The organism is Nocardia sp. 2TAF39 (genome assembly GCF_052114905.1).
In the GTDB taxonomy this organism is placed as follows: domain Bacteria; phylum Actinomycetota; class Actinomycetes; order Mycobacteriales; family Mycobacteriaceae; genus Nocardia.
In genome coordinates this window covers 81,045-99,043 of record NZ_JBFRFQ010000006.1, presented here as the reverse complement: position 1 = coordinate 99,043, position 17,999 = coordinate 81,045, and the positions used below count along the sequence as shown (strand labels likewise).

Genomic DNA, 17,999 nt, shown 5'->3' with positions numbered 1-17,999 from the left:
GAGCTCCTCCCAGACGCCAGCCCAAGGCGGTGCGCCGGTCTCCTTCGAATCATCGCTTCTGTCGTGTATCGCGACATCCAGCGGTGCTGTTTCTCGTCGTTGCTACAGCAGCATTTCGCGCGGTGCTCGGCGACGGGACGGTCGACTCCGGCGAGCAGAATGCGGCTCTGGAGAGCCGCACCACCGGAGGTTTCTCATGACCGGGCAGGTCAGGCGAAACTGCCATCGAGTGTCGGGCTACCTCGAGGGCGTGATCCGCTCCGGCGAGCGCGCGGCCGCCCAAGTGCTGGCGACACGGGAACCGGCGGAATGAATCGCTTGGCATCGGCCGAATGCTGGTTCAGCTCCCGACGAGGGATCACAATGGAGAGGTGTTCCAGCGGATCGTGGTGGGGTACGACGACTCACCCGGCGCCCGGGCCGCCTTGGAGATGGCGCTCGAACTGGCGGCGGTGCACAACTCCGCGCTGATCGTAGTCGCCGTCGAAGAGTATCTGCCGCACTATGGTCCGGTGGTCGGCGAAATAGAGGATGAGCGTTCGGTCGGGGAGTTGGCCTGCCGCCGGTGGCTCAGCACGGCCGCCGAGGCCGCCGGAAGGAGGGGCATCGAAGTGCGGGCGGAGATCCGGGCCGGGCAAGCGGCGCGGGAACTCGCCACCTCCGCTGCCGACCACGCTGCCGACCTGCTGATTCTGGGACGGAGCGGGCATTCCGGCATCTGGGGTCGGTTCATCGGCAGTACCGCGGAGAAGGCTGCGCGGCATGCCGACTGCTCGGTCCTCGTCGCACACGACGGCAACGGATAGGCCGATCACCGGTAAGCACGTCGGGACGCCTCGACCCCGGAATCCGGCCGTCGCATCCCCTTCCGTGTTCCCGATCGCGCTGCCGGTGTGACTATCCTTGGCACAACGCGGCGGTGGGGCTCGCCGCTCCGGTATCCGGAACAACCGCGGCAGACCGCCGCCGACAGTCCCTATTCGAACAGCACCTCGTCGTTCGTGTAGGAGACATCCCGTGCCCGGTGAACTGACCGAAGAACCCATCGCCGCGCGAGGGTCGGCACACCGCCGGCAACTCTGGCGCACCCACGGCACCGTGCTGCCGGTCGTCGCCGCGGGCGGTGCCTTCGGCGCGCTGGCCCGCTACGGTCTCGCGCAGTGGCTGCCCGCCCGGCACGGTCACGTGCCGTGGGCCACGTTCCTCACCAATGTCATCGGCTGCTTTCTGATCGGCGTGCTCATGGTCGCGGTCACCGAGATCTGGGCGGCGCATCCACTGGTGCGCCTGTTCCTCGGCGTTGGCGTGCTCGGCGGGTTCACCACCTTCTCCACCTACGTCAACGAGATTCGCGACTTGCTGCGGCTCGACACGATCGCTGTCGCGTTCGGCTACCTGGCGGGCACGCTGGTCTGCGCCCTGCTCGCCACACTCGCGGCGATGTGGCTCACTCGGGCCGGGTACGAGCGCCTGCACCACGCGCGGGAGGGGTCGGCGTGATCGTGTTGCTGGTGGCACTCGGCGGCGCGATCGGGGCGCCGCTACGCTACCTCACCGTCCAGGCGGTGCATGCCCGCCGGGACAGCTTGTTCCCGTGGGGCACGTTCGTCGTCAACTTCGCCGGATGCCTCGTGCTCGGCGGACTCGCCGGCGCCGGGACCGCGCTGTCGACGCCCGTGTTCGTTCTGCTCGGCACCGGTTTCTGTGGCGCGCTGACCACCTACAGCACCTTCGGCTACGAAACCGTGCGGTTGGCCGAACGCGGCGCCTTTTTCTACGCCGCGATGAACGTCGTGGTCAGCGTTGTCGCCGGGCTGGGCGCAACCTTCGCGTCCTACGCTGCGGTGCACGCCCTGTTCGGCTGACGGCTGGAGGTGGGCCGCCCTCACTCACGCGCTTCGGTTCCGACCTCGCCGATCAGAGTCCGTTGCCGGGTGCACCGTGTCGCGTTGCGAGGGAAGATGTTCAGGGCGCTGGGCCGTGGGCGGGGAAATTCACTATCTTCGTGTCAGCAGCTGGGTAGTAGGCGTGATCCAGGTCACTCGACGGGGATGTCGTGGACCATTCCGGGTGAGCTAAGCTGACGTAACAGATGCAGATATGCGCATACGTCGCTGAGATGAAAGCGGGCTGGGTCGATGGGACATGAACACGAGCATGATCACACACACGGACACGGGATGTCCGTCGATGCCGACCGGAAGTGGCTGACCGTAGCGCTGGCACTGATCGGCGGCTTCATGGTGGTCGAGGTCGTGGTCGGTCTGCTGGCCAACTCGCTGGCGCTGCTGTCCGACGCGGCGCACATGCTCACCGACGCCGCGTCGATCGTGCTTGCGCTCGGTGCCATCCGACTCGCCGCCCGTCCCGCGCGCGGCAAGTACACCTACGGCTACAAGCGCGCCGAGATCCTGTCGGCGCAGGCGAACGGCATCACGCTGCTCGTGCTCGCCGGCTGGCTGACCTACGAGGCCGTCCGGCGTCTGCTGGAGCCACCGGAGGTGACCGGCGGGCTCGTGGTGGTGACCGCGCTGGTCGGCATCGTGGTCAACATCGCGGCCGCGTGGGCGATCAGCAAGGCGAATCGGTCCAGCCTCAACGTGGAGGGCGCCTTCCAGCACGTGCTCAACGATCTGTACGGATTCCTCGCCACCGCCCTGGCCGGACTCGTCGTGCTGGTCACCGGATTCGCCAGGGCGGATGCGATCGCCACGCTGATCGTGGTCGCGCTGATGGTCAAGGCGGGGCTCGGGCTGGTGCGTGAATCCGGCCGGATCTTCCTGGAGGCGGCGCCCGCGGGTGTCGATCCGGACGCGCTCGGCCACCGGCTGGTGGAGATCGACGGCGTCGACGAAGTGCACGACCTGCACGTCTGGCAGATCACCTCCGGTGACATCGCGCTGTCGGCACACGTGCTGGTCCGGGCCGGCGCGGACTGCCACGGATTGCGTCAGCGGATCGAGCGGCTGCTCGATCACGACTACGACATCACCCACACCACCTTGCAGGTCGACCACAGTCACGTCGTCGAGGTGGCGGCGGCCGCGGACTCGCAACGCCTGCTGCCGGTCTTGGACGACCACTGCGACGATGCGCACGGCCCGGTGCACCGCGACCGCCCGGCGTCCGCGGCGGGCATCGGCGCGCCGTAACCTACCGAGTGAGCTCGGTCGGAATGCGCTGGTCGCGTCGGGGAGCGGAGTCCGAGCATCGGCGGTGACCGAATCCAGGGTGTGAACGAGGCAATCGGGCTCGGCGAGCCGAAAGGAGCGCAGGTGGACGCCACACACCCGGATCCGATGCCGCCGAGGAGCCGGATCGGCGCTCTGCTGTTCGCGCTGCCATCGGTGGGCAGGCGATGGAGCGCGGCGGTGCGCGCTGCCGCGGCGTTCGCCCTGCCCGCCGCACTCGTCACGGGGCTGGGGCACCGGGACGCGGCGGTATTCGTCATGTTCGGCGCCTTTGCCGTGCTCTACGGCGAGCGGCGGCCGTTCCGGGCGCGCGGCTGGGTGGTGCTCACCGCCGGTGTGGCCCTGTTCGCCGCGTGTGCTGTCGGCGGGCTGGTCGGCAGGGGGCTCTCCGTCGGATTCGGCTCCTCGCTGATCACCGTGGCCGTGGTGTCGGCTGTCGCGGTGATCACCGTTTTCGTGATCGACGCGCTGCGGCTCGGCCCACCGGGCGCGCTGTTCTTCGCGCTGGTCTGCGCGGGCGCGGTGAAGGCCGCCGAGTCCGGCACCTCGATCGCGATGCTGTTGTCCTGCACTGCCTTCGGAGCGGCGGGGTCGGTTGTCGTCGCGATGGCCGGAGTGCTGCGCGACCACCGCAAACCTGAACGAATGGCCGTCGAGGCCGCGGTGCGCGCGGTCGAGGAGTACGTCGTGGCGCGGGAGGCGGGCACGCGGGCCATCGATCTGCGGCACCGGGCAGGCGCCGCGATGGCCGACGCCTGGGCCGCAGTGTACGACGCGGGTCTGCCGACGGGCGTTTCGGAATCCGAGATGTTGGCCACCCTGCTGGTGGCACGGCGCAGGCTCGCGGGGCACGCCCTCGACGACGACACCGATGACCTGTTGGTCGATCCGCTGATCTCGTTCGCCCGCCCGAGCGTGGCATTCCGGCTGCGGCGTTCACTGTCGTTCTCGTCGCACGCGGCGATCAGCGCCCTGCGCGTCGCGGCGGCTTGCTTCGGCGCAGGTGTGCTCAGCGCGCTGCTCGGCATGGAACGGCCGCACTGGGCGGTGCTCAGCGCGCTGATCGTTTTGCAGAGCGGGCCCGATCGGGTCCGCGGTCAGGTGCGTGGCATCCATCGTTTCGCCGGCACCGTCGTCGGCCTCGGACTATTCGCGGGCGTGTACCAGCTCGCGCTGACCGGCTACGCGCTCATCGTGCTGATCGCTGTACTCCAGTTCTGCATCGAACTGTTCGTGCCGCGCAACTACGCGCTGGCCGCCGTCTTCATCACGCCCGTCGCGCTCATCGCGGGCGGCGTAGCCGCGGGCGGGCCGGTCGGGCCCGTGATCCGGGATCGTCTGATGGAGACCGTCCTCGGCGTCGCCGTCGCCGTGGTCGCGCTGCACGGTGTCGCGCCGCACGCGCATCGGCACACCTTCCGCTGGATGGCCCGCAGAGTTCGGTCCGTGGCCCGCGCCCTGCTCGACCTGTTGCGCACCCAGCCGATGAACGCCGAGGCATGGGCACTGGTCCAGCGGCTGCAATTCGAACTGGTCGGGGTGGTCCGCAGCGGAATCGACTCGGCAGCCGACGATCCCGCGTGGACCCGCGAGCACTGGCCGGAGCACGCAGCCGTCGCCCATCTCGGCTACGACCTGCTCGCCGCCTGCTGGGTGCTGCCCTCGGGTCGGCCGCTGCCCGACGTGGACAGCTGGGCCGCCCGTCTGGAATCCGGCACACTCGATCCATCGGCGCCGAACCGACCGCCTGCTAGCGTTCGGCGTATGCAGGACAGCGTGACGGTCCGGATGGCCGCCTCTGCCGACAAGATCTGGGAACTGGTCAGCGACATCGAGAACACCGGGCGGTTCAGTCCCGAGACGTACGACGCGCAATGGCTCGGCGGCGCCACCGAGCCCGCGGTCGGCGTCACCTTCCGCGGCCATGTCAACCGCAACGGCTGGGGTCTGAAGTACTGGACGGTGTGCCGAATCGTCGCCTGTGCGCCGGGCCGCGAGTTCGCGTTCACCGTTCTGGGCCCGGGCGGCATGGCGATCAACACCTGGCGCTACGTCTTCGAGCCGGTCGAGGGCGGCACCGAGGTGACCGAGTCGTTCCAGCTGCACAACAACCCGGTTCTGCGGCTGTACTGGCTGCTGGCCGGATGGACCCGCGGCAAGACGAACGTCGAGGGGATGCGGGAGACGCTGAACCGGATCAAGGCCGTCGTCGAATAGCGCACGGATCAGAGCATGCGGTCCGCTAGTTCACGCAGGGCACCGAGTTGCCGATGGTGGTGGTGACCGGCTTGCCCGCATCCGGCGTCGGCGGAGCGGAACCGCTCGGCGTGGACGATGCGGTGCCCGCCGAAGTCGAGTCGATTTCGGCGGGCATGGAGAAGTCGCTGCCGACGACGATCTTGACGTGGCCGGCCGGGACGTCTGGTGACGCGGTGGCAGTGAATCCGCCGAGCAGGTCGGCTAGTTGGGTGGCGTCGGTCTCGGCGCCGGGGCCGTAGGTGATCGTGGTGGCGGAGCCGTCGGCGTAGGTGCCGTTGGCCACTGTGCCCTGCTGGTAGCCGCGCCCGGCCAGCGCGGAGGAGAGCTTGGCGGCCCGGCCTGCGACGTGGCTGGCGTTGTGCACATCGACGACGCTGGTCGGCAGGCGCACCGAGGTAGGCCGCGGCTGTTCGACGCCGAACGCGGCGCGTACCTCCTTCTTGATGGCCGCAGCGTCCACGATATTGACGTCTTGGCCGTCGATGTTGTCGTAGCGCAGGACCGGCAGCGTGCGGAACTCGACCGACGTCGCCCCCGCCGTGCCGAGGTCGCGGGCGAAGTCGAGCAGGTTCCAGTCGTCGGAGAGCACGACGTCGCGGTGCGCCACGTCCATCAGCTGGGAGAGCTTGCCGATATTGGTCAGCGTCCCGGAATCCTGTAGCGACTTGGCCACCGAGGTGAGGAACGCCTGCTGACGGTGGGTGCGGTCGAGGTCGCCGTTCTCCAGGCCGTGGCGCTGCCGGACGAACGCCAGCGCCTCGGAGCCGTCGAGATGCTGCGGTCCGGCCGGGAAGGTGGCACCCGAGTAGTAGCTGTCGTCCACGGCGTGGTTCAGGCAGACGTCCACGCCGCCGAGTGCCGTGGCGAGGTCGTAGAACCCGGCCAGCGAGATCTCGGCGAAGCGGTCGATCGGGACGCCGACCAGGTTGCGCACGGTAGACACGATGGACGCGCGTCCAGCCTCCCGTCCCTCGCGTTCCAGGGTGACCTGGTCCTTCTCGCCCGCGGCGATCAGCTTGGTCTGGGCGGCGGCCTTCTTCAGGCCGTACGCCTCCTTGATCTTGGCGTGGTCGTAGCCGGGGATGCCGGAGACCTGGACATAGTCGTCACGCGGAATGGAGAATGCCACGATCTTCCGCATGTCCGCCGGAATGTGCAGCAGGATCAGCGAGTTCGCGTTGTAGCCGCCCTCTTCACCATCGCCGGCGTGCAATTGGTCGAGGATCGGCTTCGGCAGATCGTTGCCGTTCTGGTCTTTGCGGGTGTCCAGGCCGATCAGCAGGATGTTGAGGTCGCCGCCGAGGGAGCGCGGCGCGTCCGCGCCGATCGCGTCGGTGCGGGTGAACCCGTGGTCGAAGTCGGTCTCGGCGGACCAGGCGAAGCCGGTTCCGGCCAGGATCCCGAGGGCGGAGGCCGCCGCGACCAGCCGGGTCGCGATGCGGGCTGCGTGCAGGGTTCGCCGGTGCCGCTTGGTTTCGGGGTGACGGCGGGCGTTGTTGCGGCGGTGGTGAGGTGCGGCGTCGCGCGGTAGCGCGCTGATCCTGGCAAGAGGAACGGTGTCGTCGTCGATCGGTGCGGCGGTTCTCCTGGCCGGTATCCGTCGTCGTTCCACCGGATCGCTCCTTGCCGCCGCACCATCGCCCTCGACTCGACAGTACCCACGGTCCGGCGTGATGGTCTGGCCTGCGGTCACGAACCGCCAGTGTCATTGCTCCTCGCCATTGCATGAGCACCCGTTCGCCGGGACGGTCCCGTCGACGGTGAGCAGCGGCGCGGCTATACGGTCCATGTAGGCACTGAGCGTGGCACGGTCGGCGCTCGACAGCGCTGTCGTGCCGACCTTGTTGCGCAGGAAACTGACGCCGACGAGGAGCGCGGCGAGTAGCTCCGCGCGGAGGGCGGCATCGGGGCCGTCCAGGCGGGTGGCGAGCAGGTCCCCGAAGGCGGAATTGATGCGATCGCGGAGTATGGCGCGGACGGTGTCGTCGTTTGCCGCGCTGAGGAACCGAGAGATCGAGCCGCCATCGTCCCCGCCGGCCGCGCTCACCTCGAGCGCATGGTCGAGCAGGATGTGCGGCAACTCGGCCAGCGGTGTGTCACTGATGATGCTGTCCGAACCGTCGGCGCCGCCGGCCGCTTCGGCGAACAGCTTCTCCTTGGAGCCGAAATAGCGGTAGACCAAGGCTTGGTTGACGCCCGCGGCCGCGGCGACATCGCGGGTGCTGGTGCCAACGGCATCCAAGCCGGGATCACGCGCACCGGCGCCGACGGCCGGTTCGAGGTCCCCGACCTGGCCTCCGGTGCATATCTGGCGATCTTCTCCTGCATCGGTTATCACCCGCACGCGACGATGGTCGTACCCGGCCTGGCGGCGGCACCGCTCGATGTCATCCTCGACCCTGCCACCAGTATTCGTGGCGTCGTCTACGACCGACACAGCGAGCAGCCCGTCGCAGCGGTGACCGTCACCGCGGTCGGTCCGGGCGGCGAGGTTATCGCCAGCACTGTGTCCGATCCGGATGGCGGGTACGTCATCACCGGGATCGACGCGACGGAGATCACGCTCGTGGTGGTCGCCGCCGGCGCCGACCCGGTAGCCACCGTGGTCCGCTGCGGCAACGGCACCGAGTATCAGGTGGACCTCCCGCTGGACACCTACAGCTCGCTCGGCGGGATGGTCACCGAAGACGGTGTGCCCGTCGCCCACTTGCGGCTGACACTTCGGCACAGCAACGGCTCCGTGGCCGCGACCACGTTCACCGATGCCCACGGCGCCTACCGGTTCGTCCGGCTGAAGGCCGACCAGTATGTGCTGGACAGCGCTACCAGCGGGCCCGGCGCGATCACGATCGCGCCGGATACCACCACCGCTGACCTGGCACTTGTTCCTTGGGGCACCGATCCATCTGCCGCACAATCGCTTTCACCCCTCGATAACGGGCAGAGCAGCTGGCCACGCGCATAGCCTTCGCCTGGCCGATGACAGCCCGGTCAGGCGGACATCGAGGGCTGTCCGCGCACCGACTCGATATCTCCGCCGCGCCGAACCTCGAGTCCCTCAGGCCGCGAAGCGATGAGGAAACGCTCCTCTAGGCTCGGGAAACATGACTGCTCCTGTGCTCCTCGTGCTCGGCGCCGGACCCGGCGTCGGGCTCTCGGTCGCCCGTCTGTTCGCCCGTGACGGCTTTGCCGCAGTGTTGGCTTGTCGCTTCGATACCGAGGCCGAGCCGCTGGCGAAACAGCTGCGTGGCGAGGGGTTCGACGCGGACGGTATTGGAGTGGATCTGGGAGATCCCACCGACGTGGGCCGTGCCGTCGCTGGTGTGGGGGAGCGGCACGGCCGCATCGACGTGCTGCATTTCAATCCGAGCATCTTCCGCCAGGCCGATCCGCTGCAGCTGTCGGTGCCCGAGCTGATCGAGGACTTCACCGTCGGCGCCGCAGCACTGCTTCCCGCGGTCCAGGCCGCGAGTCCGTACCTGTCCGAGGGGGCTCGCGTACTGGTCACCGGCAGTGCGGCCGCGGACAAGCCGTGGTATCAGGCTGCCTCGCTCGGCGTCCAGAAGGCGGCGGTGCGCAACCTGGTCACCAGCCTGGACACCACGCTGGCGCCCGCGGGCATTCGTGCGGTCGCGGTGCAGATCAATGGTGTGCTCGGCGAAGGGGCGTTCACCCGGGACCGTGTCGCCGAGGCGCTGCACGCGGCGGCTACTCGCCCGGCCGACGCGTGGACGCCGCACGTCTCCTACGACGGCTGAGCTATCAGGGTCCGATCGCAGCGAACTCGTGCGGAGGCCGAACACAGTGCGCACCGGATTGTCGAGGCCACGGGAGGCGACCAGCTCGCGATGCGCTGGAACCGTACGCGTTCAGTCCAGGAGATGGGTGATGGCTTCGGCCAGATAGACCGGCAGCAGGAGGTAATACAACAGCATCGCCATCGAATCGGCTCCGATCATGAACGCAGGCCCCACCCCGTGCCGCGGCGGATACGTCGGGCAGGGATCGGAGACCGAATGGTCTCGCGACAGCGGGAGGTTAGTGCAGGCGCCGATCGTCGGCAAGAGCGCTCAGCGTGTCGGCGAGCCGGTGCGCTACCGCAGCGCGCTGCCCTGCACCCACTGATCCCACGGCAGACCCCAGTCGCCGTTCTGCCAGACCTCCAGAGGGGCGCCGCCGGTGTTGCGGATCTCCACCACGTCACCGGGGACGGCGAAGGTGAAGAACCACTGGGCGTTCTCGCCGCTGAGGTTGAGGCAACCGTGCGAGACGTCGGTGTTGCCCTGAGCCCAGACGGTGGAGTCGAGCTGATGCAGGTAGATGCCGTCGGTGCTGATCCGGGTGGCCCAGCCGATGGCCTCCTTGTAGCCGAGGCGGGAGTTGATCGGCAGGCCGTAGGTGGAGGAGTCCATGATCACCGGGTTGGCCTTGTCCATCACGGTGTAGACACCGGGCTGGGTCCAGAAGGTGAGCGTCTTGCCCGCGATCACCTCGCGACCGCCCATGCCCATCGAGGTCGGCATCGTGCGAATCAGCTTGCCGTTCTCGAAGACCTGGATCTGCTTGGTGTTGTCGTCGGCGATCGAGACGTGCGAGGCGCCGATGGTGAACGAGGTCTTGGTGTCCTCTTGGCCGTAGAGGCCATGGCCGAGTTCCTGGCCGTAGATGTTCGCCGCGACGGCGACCTTGGTGCCCGGGGTGTAGTACTCCTTCGGGCGCCAGTGGGCGTTGCGGTCGTCCAGCCAGTACCAGGAGCCTTCGACCGGCGGGTCGGTGGTCACCGAGAGTCGCTTCTCGGCGGCGGCGTGGTCGGGGATGTCCTCATCGAAGTGGGCCACGACGACGGTGCCGACGCCGAATGTGCCGCCGTCGGCCAGCGGCGTGCCGCCGGTGGTGGTCAGATACACCTTGGTCTGGTTGTTCGGCTTCAGTGTGGCGAAGGTGGAGCTGGTAGGGCCGATCCGGCCGGTGATGGTGAGCCCCTCGGCGGTGACCGTGTACGTGTGCCCGTAGCCGAGCGGTTCGACGGGCTTCCAGGTGGTCTTGTCCGGGGTCAGGATGCCGTCGACCGCCTTGCCCTGTTCGTTGGTCATCGTGACCGAGGTCAGCATGCCGTCGGTCGCGCTCACCTGGACCGGCGCGAGCGGATCGACAACCTCGGCGCCGGACCCGGGCGTGATGGCGATCGGCGCGACCGCGGGGCCGGTGGCTCCCGGGGCGGGTTTCGGTGCCGATGAGGATGAGCACGCCGCCACGACGAGCGCCGTCACCAGGGCGAACCCCGCGATGACACCGGATCGGAAGCGGGGGGTCGCCATGGATTCTCCTGTGTTCGCCGTGCGCCACCGATAGCGCACCCTCGTACTGTCCAGGGCAGTAGTTTACCGGTCACCCATGCGGTGAAATGCCCGCGACAGCGGCTCACGGCAGGTTCCCAGCCGCTCCACAGGAACGGTCTGCGATCGCCGAAATCGGTGGATTGCGGCTCGACTTCGAGGATCTGCTTGCGCCGTCCTACTTCGATTCCTGCCGGTCCGGTCGACGGCGGCAGGGTTGTTGCGCCTGCGGAATGTGGGATGAGGATGCGAGGGCCCGCGCGAGCTAGTTGCGGCGAATCCTGGCCAGCCAGGCAGCGACGTCGACCTGGCCGGACTCGGAGACGTCCAGTTGCGCTGCCTCCTGGGCCACGACGTCGGTGATCCGTCCCCGGTAGCGCGTAGGGCGTAGGTCTTCGATCTCCCAGCCGTCGCGGAAGGAGTCCCGGATTACCGAGTCGCTGATCCGCGGGCCGAACCCCGGTTCGATATCCGAGAGAGCGAGGATATGGACCGCGCCGCCCGGCTTGCAGATCGCGTGCAGACTGCGGACATAGGCAGCTCGTGCCTCGTCCTCGTTGCCGAAGACATGGAACAGGGCGCTGTCCACGATGGTGTCGAACGCGGGTGCGGAGCCGGGCGGATCACCGGCGAAATCCGGGCGGTCGCCGAGCGCGAGCGCGTCGGCCACCTCGAATACGGCGGTGGGGACATTCTGCTCGGCGGCATTGGCGCGAGCATAGGCGACGGCGCTGGGCGACATGTCGATACCGAGTACGTCGTAACCGAGTCGCGTCAGCAGGATCGTGTGTTCGCCCGCGCCGGAACCGGGGTCGAGTACCCGTCCGTTGATCCACCCGTCACGTTCGAGTGTGACGATGGCGGGCTGTGGTGCACCGATCACCCATGGCGCGGTGTCGTTGTCGTAGACGGTGTTCCAGAATTCGGCGGGCCTTGTCATGGTCTCCATGGTCCATCCTGAACCGGGGTTGAGGTCAACCCGCGGGTCGCGGCCGCGCAAGCCACGGTCGGTCTCGGCCCTGCATTCCTTCGCCGACACCGGGTACGCGGCGATCATGAGCACACCGGAAATCGATCCGACGACGGCGGAGTCGATGCAGCAGGACTCCGATTTCGCCGAGGAGCACAGCAAGCCGACCCACGCCGACGAGCACCCCACCGACGAAGAACTCGAGACCGACGAATCCACCTCGCGCGGACACGGCGGGATGGACCACTGAGCCGGGTGCGTGGCACAGCTCCCGCGCAACCGTGCCACGCACCGGGTTCAGACGACGGCGACCAGTCGGGCCGCGTTCGCGGACTCGTCGTCGGCCGCCTGGTTGGCGGCCAGTTCGGCGTGCACCCGGTCTCGGTAGCGGGTGATCTCGCGGTCGGTGTCCGCGGCGTCCCAGCCGAGGCGAGCGCCGACGAGCCAGGCTACCGCGGGTGCGGCGGCCAAGCCGCGGTCCGCGGCCTCGATGGAGATGCGGGTGCGGCGGGTGAGCACATCGTCCAGGTGCAGGGCGCCCTCATGGGTCACCGCGTACGCGGCTTCGGCACCGAGGTAGTCGGGCGCCCCGGCCAGCGGCTCGGCCAGTTCGGGCTCGTCGGCGATCAGGTCGAACAGGTCGGTGATCGCCGAGCCGTAGCGGCCGAGCAGGCGTTCGACCGTCGCCCTCGGCAGCCCGCGGCGCAGCGCGGGGCTGTCCAGGTCGGCGGCGAGTTCGTGGTAGCCCACCGCGCCGAGAATCGGCACTGATTTCGACCCAGCACGTCATCAGGATCGTCGAATGCGTTTCTATCGCCTGTTCGACCCTGTTGTTGGATCGGCATGCCCGAGGCGGCTTTTCGCTGTTCCGATGCTGCCATCGCCGTGAGCGGAATGCAACAGTCGTGGTGATCCTAGACGGGAAGGTGTCGCAGTCTTCGACGTCGGGTCGGTCGACCGCTCGGCGGCGACGATCGTCGGGGTTTCGAGTTTGCTAGCGCCGACCGGCGTGTAGGGCGTGATAGCCGTGGCTCAATCGTCGGCGAGGCGGTATCCGACTCCGCGATGGGTTTCGATGCTGTTGGTGCCGAATGGGGTGTCGATTTTCTTGCGTAGGTAGCCGATGTACACCTCGACCACGTTGGCGGGGCCGTGCCAGTGTGCGTCCCACACGTCGGCGAGGAGATCGGTCTTGGTGACGACGGTTCCTTTGTGCCGCATGAGGTGTTCGAGCAGCGCGAATTCGCGGGGAGTCAATGCCACGATTGCGTCGCCCCGCTGGACTCGGCGTCGTGTGGGGTCGAGGGTGAGATCGCAAACGGTGAGGATCTCGTTGGGGTCCGGTGCTCGGCGTAGCAGTGCGCGTAGCCGTGCGACGAGGACCATGAATGAGAACGGTTTGGTGAGGTAGTCGTCGGCACCCATGTCGAGGGCGTCTATTTGTTCGTGGTCGCCGTCTTTGGCGGTGAGCATGAGGACCGGGATTCGCACGTCGTATGCGCGGAGCTGTCGGAGCACTTCGTAGCCGCTGAGTCCGGGGAGCATGATGTCCAGGACGACCACGTCGAATTCGCCGTCGGTGGCGAGGCGGAGGCCGTCAGGACCGGTGAGCGCGACGCGGCTGTCGTAGCCTTCGAGTTCGAGTCCACGTCGCAGCATCTCCGCCAGGTGGGGCTCGTCTTCGACCACCAGCACTCGTGTCATCCGGGGTGTCCTCCGTGCCCGGTTGGTGTTGTCATGCCACCGCTTGCGTCCATCCTATGGCGGGGTGACCAGACGCGCGGCATGGGTGCGCCGCGTGTGCTCACCCGGCCGGGGCTGTCGCGGTGCTGCTGGTGCTGTTGGTTTCGAAGGTGTTTCGACGATGTTGGCGGATGTTGTATGCGATGCCGATGGCCAGGATCGCGAGAATGACCACCGAGGTCCATCCGCTGCCCAGGTTGAGGCCGCCCTTGGCGTGTGGCTTCCACAGGAAGTCGCCCATGGTCGCGCCGAGCGGGCGGGTCAGCACGAACGCGGTCCAGAACAGGAACACCCCGGAGATGTTGGTGAAGTAGTGAGCGAGCAGGATCGCGACCATGGTCCCGGCGATGACGGCGGCTCCGCCCCAGTAGCCGAGGCCGGAGCTGTCGGACAGGAAGTCGCCGGTGGAGGTGCCCAGGGTGTTCGAGAGCACGATCGCGGCCCAGTAGAGCAGTTCGCCTCGGTGGGTGGTGATGTGGGCGACGTTGTAGGTTTCGCCGCTGAATTTCCAGATGACGAACACGATCGCCAGCGCGGAGATCAGGATCGCCGCCCCGGCCCGGTAGCCGAGTCCGTTTTCGGCGGAACCGGATTGGTCGCCTCGGTTGAGCAGGTCGGACAGGGTGGTGCCCGACGTGCTGGTGGCGGCGATCAGAGTCCAGTACAGCGCCGGGTGGAATGTGCGCGCCCGCAGTTGGCCGATCAGCACGACGACCATGGCGGCGAAGAAGAACAGTGTCGCGTCCAGGTATCCGAATTTCAGGGTCTGCGCGACCCAGTCGCCGCCGGTCTCACCCAGCGTCGTAGCGGCGATCTTCAATACCCAGAACAGGACGGTGATCTGGGGAAGTTTGTATGAGGTGTGGGCGCTGCCCGCTGCTCGACTCATCGCCTTGGACTCCCATCCCGATGGCGCCAGTGTGCGCCCGATATGTCGAGGTGAAGTGTGCCCGAAGACCGCTGAGAGCACGCTGAGAACCGTTTCCGTATCGGTGCGGCGTGTTCTGGACGCGCCGGGCTTTTCATCGGGTGGGTGGCGGCTCGGTGGTGGGGAGTTCGACGACGAAACGTGCGCCGCCGGTGGGTGAGTTCTCGACAGTGACGGTTCCGTGGTGGGCCGCGACGATCTCGGCGACGATGGCCAAGCCGAGGCCGGTGCCGCCGCTGTCGCGGCTGCGGTCGGGTTCCAGGCGGGCGAACCGCTCGAATATCCGGACACGGTCATCCGGGGGAACGCCGGGTCCGTCGTCGTCGACGGTGAGACGGGCACGCCCCTGCACGACGGCTGTGGACACGGTCACGGTCGTGGTGGCGTGGCGGGCGGCGTTGTCGACGAGGTTGCGGATCACCCGGTCGATGCCGGTGCGGTCGCCCACCACGCGGGCTGGCACCAGCTCGGCCCGCACGATCGCCGCGTGACTGGTGTCAGCGGCGCTGACCGCGGCGGCGGCGAGGTCGTCCAGATCGATGTCCTCGTGTCGCGCGCTGGGGCCGTGCTGGTCGGTGACGGCCAGGATCAGCAGGTCGTCGATGAGGTGGCGCATCCGCCGCCCTTCCGGCAACAGTGTGTCGGCGAGCAGATCACGGTCGAGGAACCCGGGGTGTTCGAGGCCGAGTTCGAGCGCGGTGAGCAGGGTGGTCAATGGGCTGCGCAGCTCGTGGGAGGCGTCACCGACGAACCGCCGTTGGGCCTCGTGCCCGGCCTGGATGCGAGACAGCATCTCGTTCATGGTGACCGCCAGCCGCGCGATCTCGTCGCGGGTGGGCGGGATCGGGACCCGTTGCGACAGGTCGCCGGTCTCGATCCCGGCCACCCGAGCACGGATGTCCTCGACCGACCGCAGCGAGCGGCCCACCAGCCAGTACGTGGCCGCCGCAGTGACCAGCACGATCAATGGGCCCAACCCGGCCAGCAGTTGCGTAACGTCGGCGACGGTGTCCTCGATCGGTTGGGTGTCCGCGGCGGCCAACACCGTCACCGACCCGTCAGGTCCGGCGACGGTGCGGGCGCTGATCCGCAGATCCTCGTTCGATGCCGCCGCGACACCGTTACGACGATCGACGCCCGCGGTGATCGGGTCACCGATCAACGGCGCGGTCCAAGCCTGGCTCGAGGTGCGCAGCACATGTCCGTCCGGGCCGATGATCTGCACGATCGTGACCCGGCCGACGCTGGCGAACAACGACTCGTCCAGCTGGTCGGGCCGATGCGTGCGCAACTGCTCGGCGACGGCGTTCGCCCGCGCCGATGCCGACTCACCGGCCACACGCAGCAGCGACAGATCCAACAGCCGCAACACCACTCCCGCTCCCACCAGCGTCGCGACACCGACCACCAGCGCCACTACCGCAGCCGAGCGGACACGCAACCCCCAATGGGACGGGCGTGCCGACAATGCCAATCGAGTCACGACCGACATCATCACCCGCGCTCCGGTGTGACCGGTCACATTCTCGACATGGCTTGTGCCGCGCGTTGCACTCGTGCACGCGGCGCGGCCAACACTGGACGCAGCCGCGAGTGGGTCGCTCGGAGTACGACGGCGGTCAGCCCACGGCGTATCAGCACCCACCCGATGAGCGTGACGGCAGCGCCCAGGACAAGTCCGGCGATGACGTCGTGGGGGTAGTGGGCGGCGATGTAGACGCGGGCGAACGCCATCAGCAGCGCGGCGGCCACGGCGGCCTTTCCGAGACGGGGCGAGACCAGGAACAGCCCGGCCGCCGCAGCACCGGCCATGGTCGCGTGATCACTGGGGAACGACGGGTCGGTGCTCCGGTCCGCGAGCACCAGCAGACCCGGGACGGCATCGTAGGGCCGTTGCTCACCGACGGCGTGGACGAGGGGTTGATTGACGCCCACGGCCAGCACCGTCGCGACACCGGCCCAGATCGCCGCGGCCATCCGTGCGGGGTCGCCGCTGCGGCGAGCGAGCCACCAGCCCGCGATCAGCAGCGCGGCGAACAAGACCACGCCGTAGGTGGCGTAGTCGTACATCACTGCACGCAGCCAGGGCGTGTGCCGGGCGAAGGCGTTGATCTGCCGAAGCTGCTCGTCACCGAGCCCGTTCACGTCGAGGGCCGCGATAGTGGGTGTGGTCATGTGGCCTTTCGGTCGGGTGTGGCCGGTCGCCGGCCGTGTGCGCTCGATGTCGTCGCGCGCGGCGGAGTTGGTGCCGGCAGACTCAGCCGAGCGTGGTCAGCAGCGTGGTGAGGGTCCGTGTTTCGGTCGCCGGGTCCGGGTTGTGCGCGCGCAACGCTTTCAACGCACTGTCGATACTGTGGTCGACCACGTCCCACCCGGCCTCATCCATCGGCTGCAAGCTCGACTGGTCTTGATCCCACGCGGTTTCCAGGTCCTTGATCCGGGCCGTAGCCGCGTTTTGCTTGCCGCTTTCCACCAGCGCCAAAGTGTCCTGCGTGATGGTGCGCAGCCTCGCGACCTCCGCTGTCGGGAAATGCGCGGTCGCCTGACCTGAGGCCGGCGCGGCAGCAGCCGGCGCGGAGGAGGTCTCTTCGTCGCTGGCGGCGGCGTGTGGTTGGGTGGAGGCCCATCCCAATAGGCACCCGACCAGCACCGCCACCACCGCGTAGTACCCGAGCATGATGCGCTCGCGGGCCGGGCTGGTCCTCGCGGTCTCGGGTGCGGGTGGTCGCTGATCGTCGATGACGTCGCTGCGGGTGCGAGTGAGGTAGACGACGGTCGCGCCGATCGCGGCCAGGAAGATCACGCTGGTGGCGGCGGTTCCCAGACCGAGACCGTGTGCGTTTCTCGGGGAGGCGAGCCAGTCGCCGAGGTTCGCGCCCAACGGGCGGGTCAGGATGTAGGCGAGCCAGAACGACAGCACCGCGTTCGCGCCCGACCGCCATCCGATCACGATCGCGGCGATCAGTCCGGCGGGCAGCAGTACCGAGGTTCCCGGCCCCCAACCGGTCGTGGCCAGCGTCCAGTCACCGACCGCGGTGCCCAGAGCGAAGGTGACCAGCACCGCCAGCCAGTAGAACAACTCGCGCGGCGTGGTGACGATGCTGTGAATCGACAGTGTGCGTTCCCGCGCGAACCATACGGCGAACACCACCGCCAGGACCGCGGCGAACACGGCGGTGCTCAATGCGAGCGGGACCGAGAGTTTGTCGGTGAGGATGTCGGTGTACAGCGTGCCGGTCACACTCAACACCACCACGCACAGCCAGTACACGAACGGCACATACCGGGCAAGGCGCAGCTGCCAGGCCAGCACCGCCGCCAGTACCACGCTGAAGATCACGGCCGTGGTCACCAACCCGAGCGCCAATGTGGAGTTGATCCAGTCGGCGAAGCTTTCCCCGACGGTGGTGCACAGGATCTTGATGACCCAAAACCAGACCGTGACTTCGGGCACCTTGCTCAGCATGCGCCCGGCCGTATCGACCCGAATCCTCGTGTTGTCCGTCACGCTCGGTGACCGTACAGACCCCTCGCTGTGGAACCGCTGAGAAATCAGCCCTGACCAGCACCAG

Annotated in this window: 18 protein-coding genes; 8 read left to right on the top strand and 10 right to left on the bottom strand. The window is 68.1% G+C overall.

Translation table 11 applies throughout. The features are described 5' to 3' along the window. Positions 1-371 precede the first annotated feature (371 nt). From AB4Z47_RS05770 to AB4Z47_RS05750, 5 genes are all read left to right on the top strand, one after another. Entirely contained in the window at positions 372-806 is a 435-nt protein-coding gene (locus AB4Z47_RS05770; protein ID WP_441948426.1) for a universal stress protein, read from the top strand. A gap of 211 nt (positions 807-1,017) precedes the next feature. Beyond that, the gene (gene crcB / locus AB4Z47_RS05765) at positions 1,018-1,500 is read left to right on the top strand and encodes a fluoride efflux transporter CrcB (protein ID WP_441948425.1); all 483 of its coding nucleotides are present in this window, start codon (positions 1,018-1,020) and stop codon (positions 1,498-1,500) included. Beyond that, positions 1,497-1,865 (top strand): fluoride efflux transporter CrcB, encoded by a 369-nt coding sequence (crcB, locus tag AB4Z47_RS05760; RefSeq protein ID WP_441948424.1) that lies wholly within the window; start codon positions 1,497-1,499, stop codon positions 1,863-1,865. The genes crcB (AB4Z47_RS05765) and crcB (AB4Z47_RS05760) overlap by 4 nt, the downstream gene beginning before the upstream one ends. A 315-nt stretch (positions 1,866-2,180) precedes the next feature. Continuing rightward, on the top strand, positions 2,181-3,152 hold the full coding sequence (locus tag AB4Z47_RS05755) for a cation diffusion facilitator family transporter (RefSeq protein ID WP_441948422.1): 972 nt from the start codon (positions 2,181-2,183) through the stop codon (positions 3,150-3,152). A gap of 81 nt (positions 3,153-3,233) precedes the next feature. Next, positions 3,234-5,408, top strand: a complete 2,175-nt coding sequence (locus AB4Z47_RS05750) for an FUSC family protein (RefSeq protein WP_441948420.1) — start codon at positions 3,234-3,236, stop codon at positions 5,406-5,408. 25 nt (positions 5,409-5,433) lie between these two features. On the opposite strand, the gene AB4Z47_RS05745 is transcribed toward AB4Z47_RS05750, so the two are convergent. Both AB4Z47_RS05745 and AB4Z47_RS05740 read right to left on the bottom strand, forming a co-directional pair. Then, positions 5,434-6,990, bottom strand: a complete 1,557-nt coding sequence (locus AB4Z47_RS05745; RefSeq protein WP_441948548.1) for an LCP family protein — start codon at positions 6,988-6,990, stop codon at positions 5,434-5,436. A 165-nt stretch (positions 6,991-7,155) separates the two neighbouring features. Continuing rightward, a complete protein-coding gene (locus tag AB4Z47_RS05740) occupies positions 7,156-7,692 on the bottom strand; it encodes a helix-turn-helix domain-containing protein (RefSeq protein WP_441948419.1) in 537 nt (178 codons plus the stop codon). Between AB4Z47_RS05740 and AB4Z47_RS05735 the strand changes: the two genes are divergently transcribed. Together AB4Z47_RS05735 and AB4Z47_RS05730 are read left to right on the top strand one after the other, a co-directional pair. After that, on the top strand, positions 7,636-8,415 hold the full coding sequence (locus AB4Z47_RS05735) for an MSCRAMM family protein (RefSeq protein WP_441948417.1): 780 nt from the start codon (positions 7,636-7,638) through the stop codon (positions 8,413-8,415). The genes AB4Z47_RS05740 and AB4Z47_RS05735 overlap by 57 nt on opposite strands. 139 nt (positions 8,416-8,554) lie before the next feature. Further along, the gene (locus AB4Z47_RS05730; RefSeq protein WP_441948415.1) at positions 8,555-9,208 is read left to right on the top strand and encodes an SDR family NAD(P)-dependent oxidoreductase; all 654 of its coding nucleotides are present in this window, start codon (positions 8,555-8,557) and stop codon (positions 9,206-9,208) included. Positions 9,209-9,544: 336 nt separating this feature from the next. Here AB4Z47_RS05730 and AB4Z47_RS05725 read toward each other — a convergent pair whose 3' ends face one another. After that, on the bottom strand, positions 9,545-10,768 hold the full coding sequence (locus tag AB4Z47_RS05725) for a L,D-transpeptidase (RefSeq protein ID WP_441948413.1): 1,224 nt from the start codon (positions 10,766-10,768) through the stop codon (positions 9,545-9,547). A 283-nt stretch (positions 10,769-11,051) separates the two neighbouring features. Next, positions 11,052-11,726 (bottom strand): class I SAM-dependent methyltransferase, encoded by a 675-nt coding sequence (locus tag AB4Z47_RS05720; protein ID WP_441948546.1) that lies wholly within the window; start codon positions 11,724-11,726, stop codon positions 11,052-11,054. A gap of 115 nt (positions 11,727-11,841) precedes the next feature. On the opposite strand from AB4Z47_RS05720, the gene AB4Z47_RS05715 reads away from it, so the two are divergent. After that, positions 11,842-12,006, top strand: a complete 165-nt coding sequence (locus AB4Z47_RS05715; RefSeq protein WP_441948411.1) for a hypothetical protein — start codon at positions 11,842-11,844, stop codon at positions 12,004-12,006. Between the two features lie 47 nt (positions 12,007-12,053). Here AB4Z47_RS05715 and AB4Z47_RS05710 read toward each other — a convergent pair whose 3' ends face one another. The 6 genes from AB4Z47_RS05710 to AB4Z47_RS05685 all read right to left on the bottom strand — a co-directional run bounded on the left by AB4Z47_RS05710 (position 12,054) and on the right by AB4Z47_RS05685 (position 17,935). After that, positions 12,054-12,524 carry a glycerol-3-phosphate dehydrogenase C-terminal domain-containing protein gene (locus tag AB4Z47_RS05710; RefSeq protein ID WP_441948409.1) on the bottom strand — a complete coding sequence of 157 codons (471 nt, stop codon included), beginning with the start codon at positions 12,522-12,524 and terminating at the stop codon, positions 12,054-12,056. A 264-nt stretch (positions 12,525-12,788) separates the two neighbouring features. After that, a complete protein-coding gene (locus tag AB4Z47_RS05705) occupies positions 12,789-13,460 on the bottom strand; it encodes a response regulator transcription factor (protein WP_441948407.1) in 672 nt (223 codons plus the stop codon). A 100-nt stretch (positions 13,461-13,560) separates the two neighbouring features. Continuing rightward, positions 13,561-14,388 (bottom strand): COG4705 family protein, encoded by an 828-nt coding sequence (locus tag AB4Z47_RS05700; RefSeq protein ID WP_441948406.1) that lies wholly within the window; start codon positions 14,386-14,388, stop codon positions 13,561-13,563. Between the two features lie 133 nt (positions 14,389-14,521). Further along, positions 14,522-15,910: a sensor histidine kinase gene (locus tag AB4Z47_RS05695; protein ID WP_441948404.1), complete on the bottom strand. Its 1,389-nt coding sequence runs from the start codon at positions 15,908-15,910 to the stop codon at positions 14,522-14,524. A gap of 35 nt (positions 15,911-15,945) precedes the next feature. After that, positions 15,946-16,602 (bottom strand): phosphatase PAP2 family protein, encoded by a 657-nt coding sequence (locus AB4Z47_RS05690; protein WP_441948403.1) that lies wholly within the window; start codon positions 16,600-16,602, stop codon positions 15,946-15,948. 82 nt (positions 16,603-16,684) lie between these two features. Further along, positions 16,685-17,935 (bottom strand): COG4705 family protein, encoded by a 1,251-nt coding sequence (locus AB4Z47_RS05685; protein WP_441948401.1) that lies wholly within the window; start codon positions 17,933-17,935, stop codon positions 16,685-16,687. Between the last annotated feature and the right edge of the window lie 64 nt (positions 17,936-17,999).

Bases quoted from the DNA above. Each gene is read 5' to 3' on its own strand.
- AB4Z47_RS05755 (WP_441948422.1), top strand. From the start codon at position 2,181: ATGTCCGTCGATGCCGACCGGAAGTGGCTGACCGTAGCGCTGGCACTG.
- AB4Z47_RS05730 (WP_441948415.1), top strand. From the start codon at position 8,555: ATGACTGCTCCTGTGCTCCTCGTGCTCGGCGCCGGACCCGGCGTCGGG.
- AB4Z47_RS05725 (WP_441948413.1), bottom strand. From the start codon at position 10,768: ATGGCGACCCCCCGCTTCCGATCCGGTGTCATCGCGGGGTTCGCCCTG.
- AB4Z47_RS05720 (WP_441948546.1), bottom strand. From the start codon at position 11,726: ATGACAAGGCCCGCCGAATTCTGGAACACCGTCTACGACAACGACACC.
- AB4Z47_RS05715 (WP_441948411.1), top strand. From the start codon at position 11,842: ATGAGCACACCGGAAATCGATCCGACGACGGCGGAGTCGATGCAGCAG.
- AB4Z47_RS05705 (WP_441948407.1), bottom strand. From the start codon at position 13,460: ATGACACGAGTGCTGGTGGTCGAAGACGAGCCCCACCTGGCGGAGATG.
- AB4Z47_RS05700 (WP_441948406.1), bottom strand. From the start codon at position 14,388: ATGAGTCGAGCAGCGGGCAGCGCCCACACCTCATACAAACTTCCCCAG.
- AB4Z47_RS05690 (WP_441948403.1), bottom strand. From the start codon at position 16,602: ATGACCACACCCACTATCGCGGCCCTCGACGTGAACGGGCTCGGTGAC.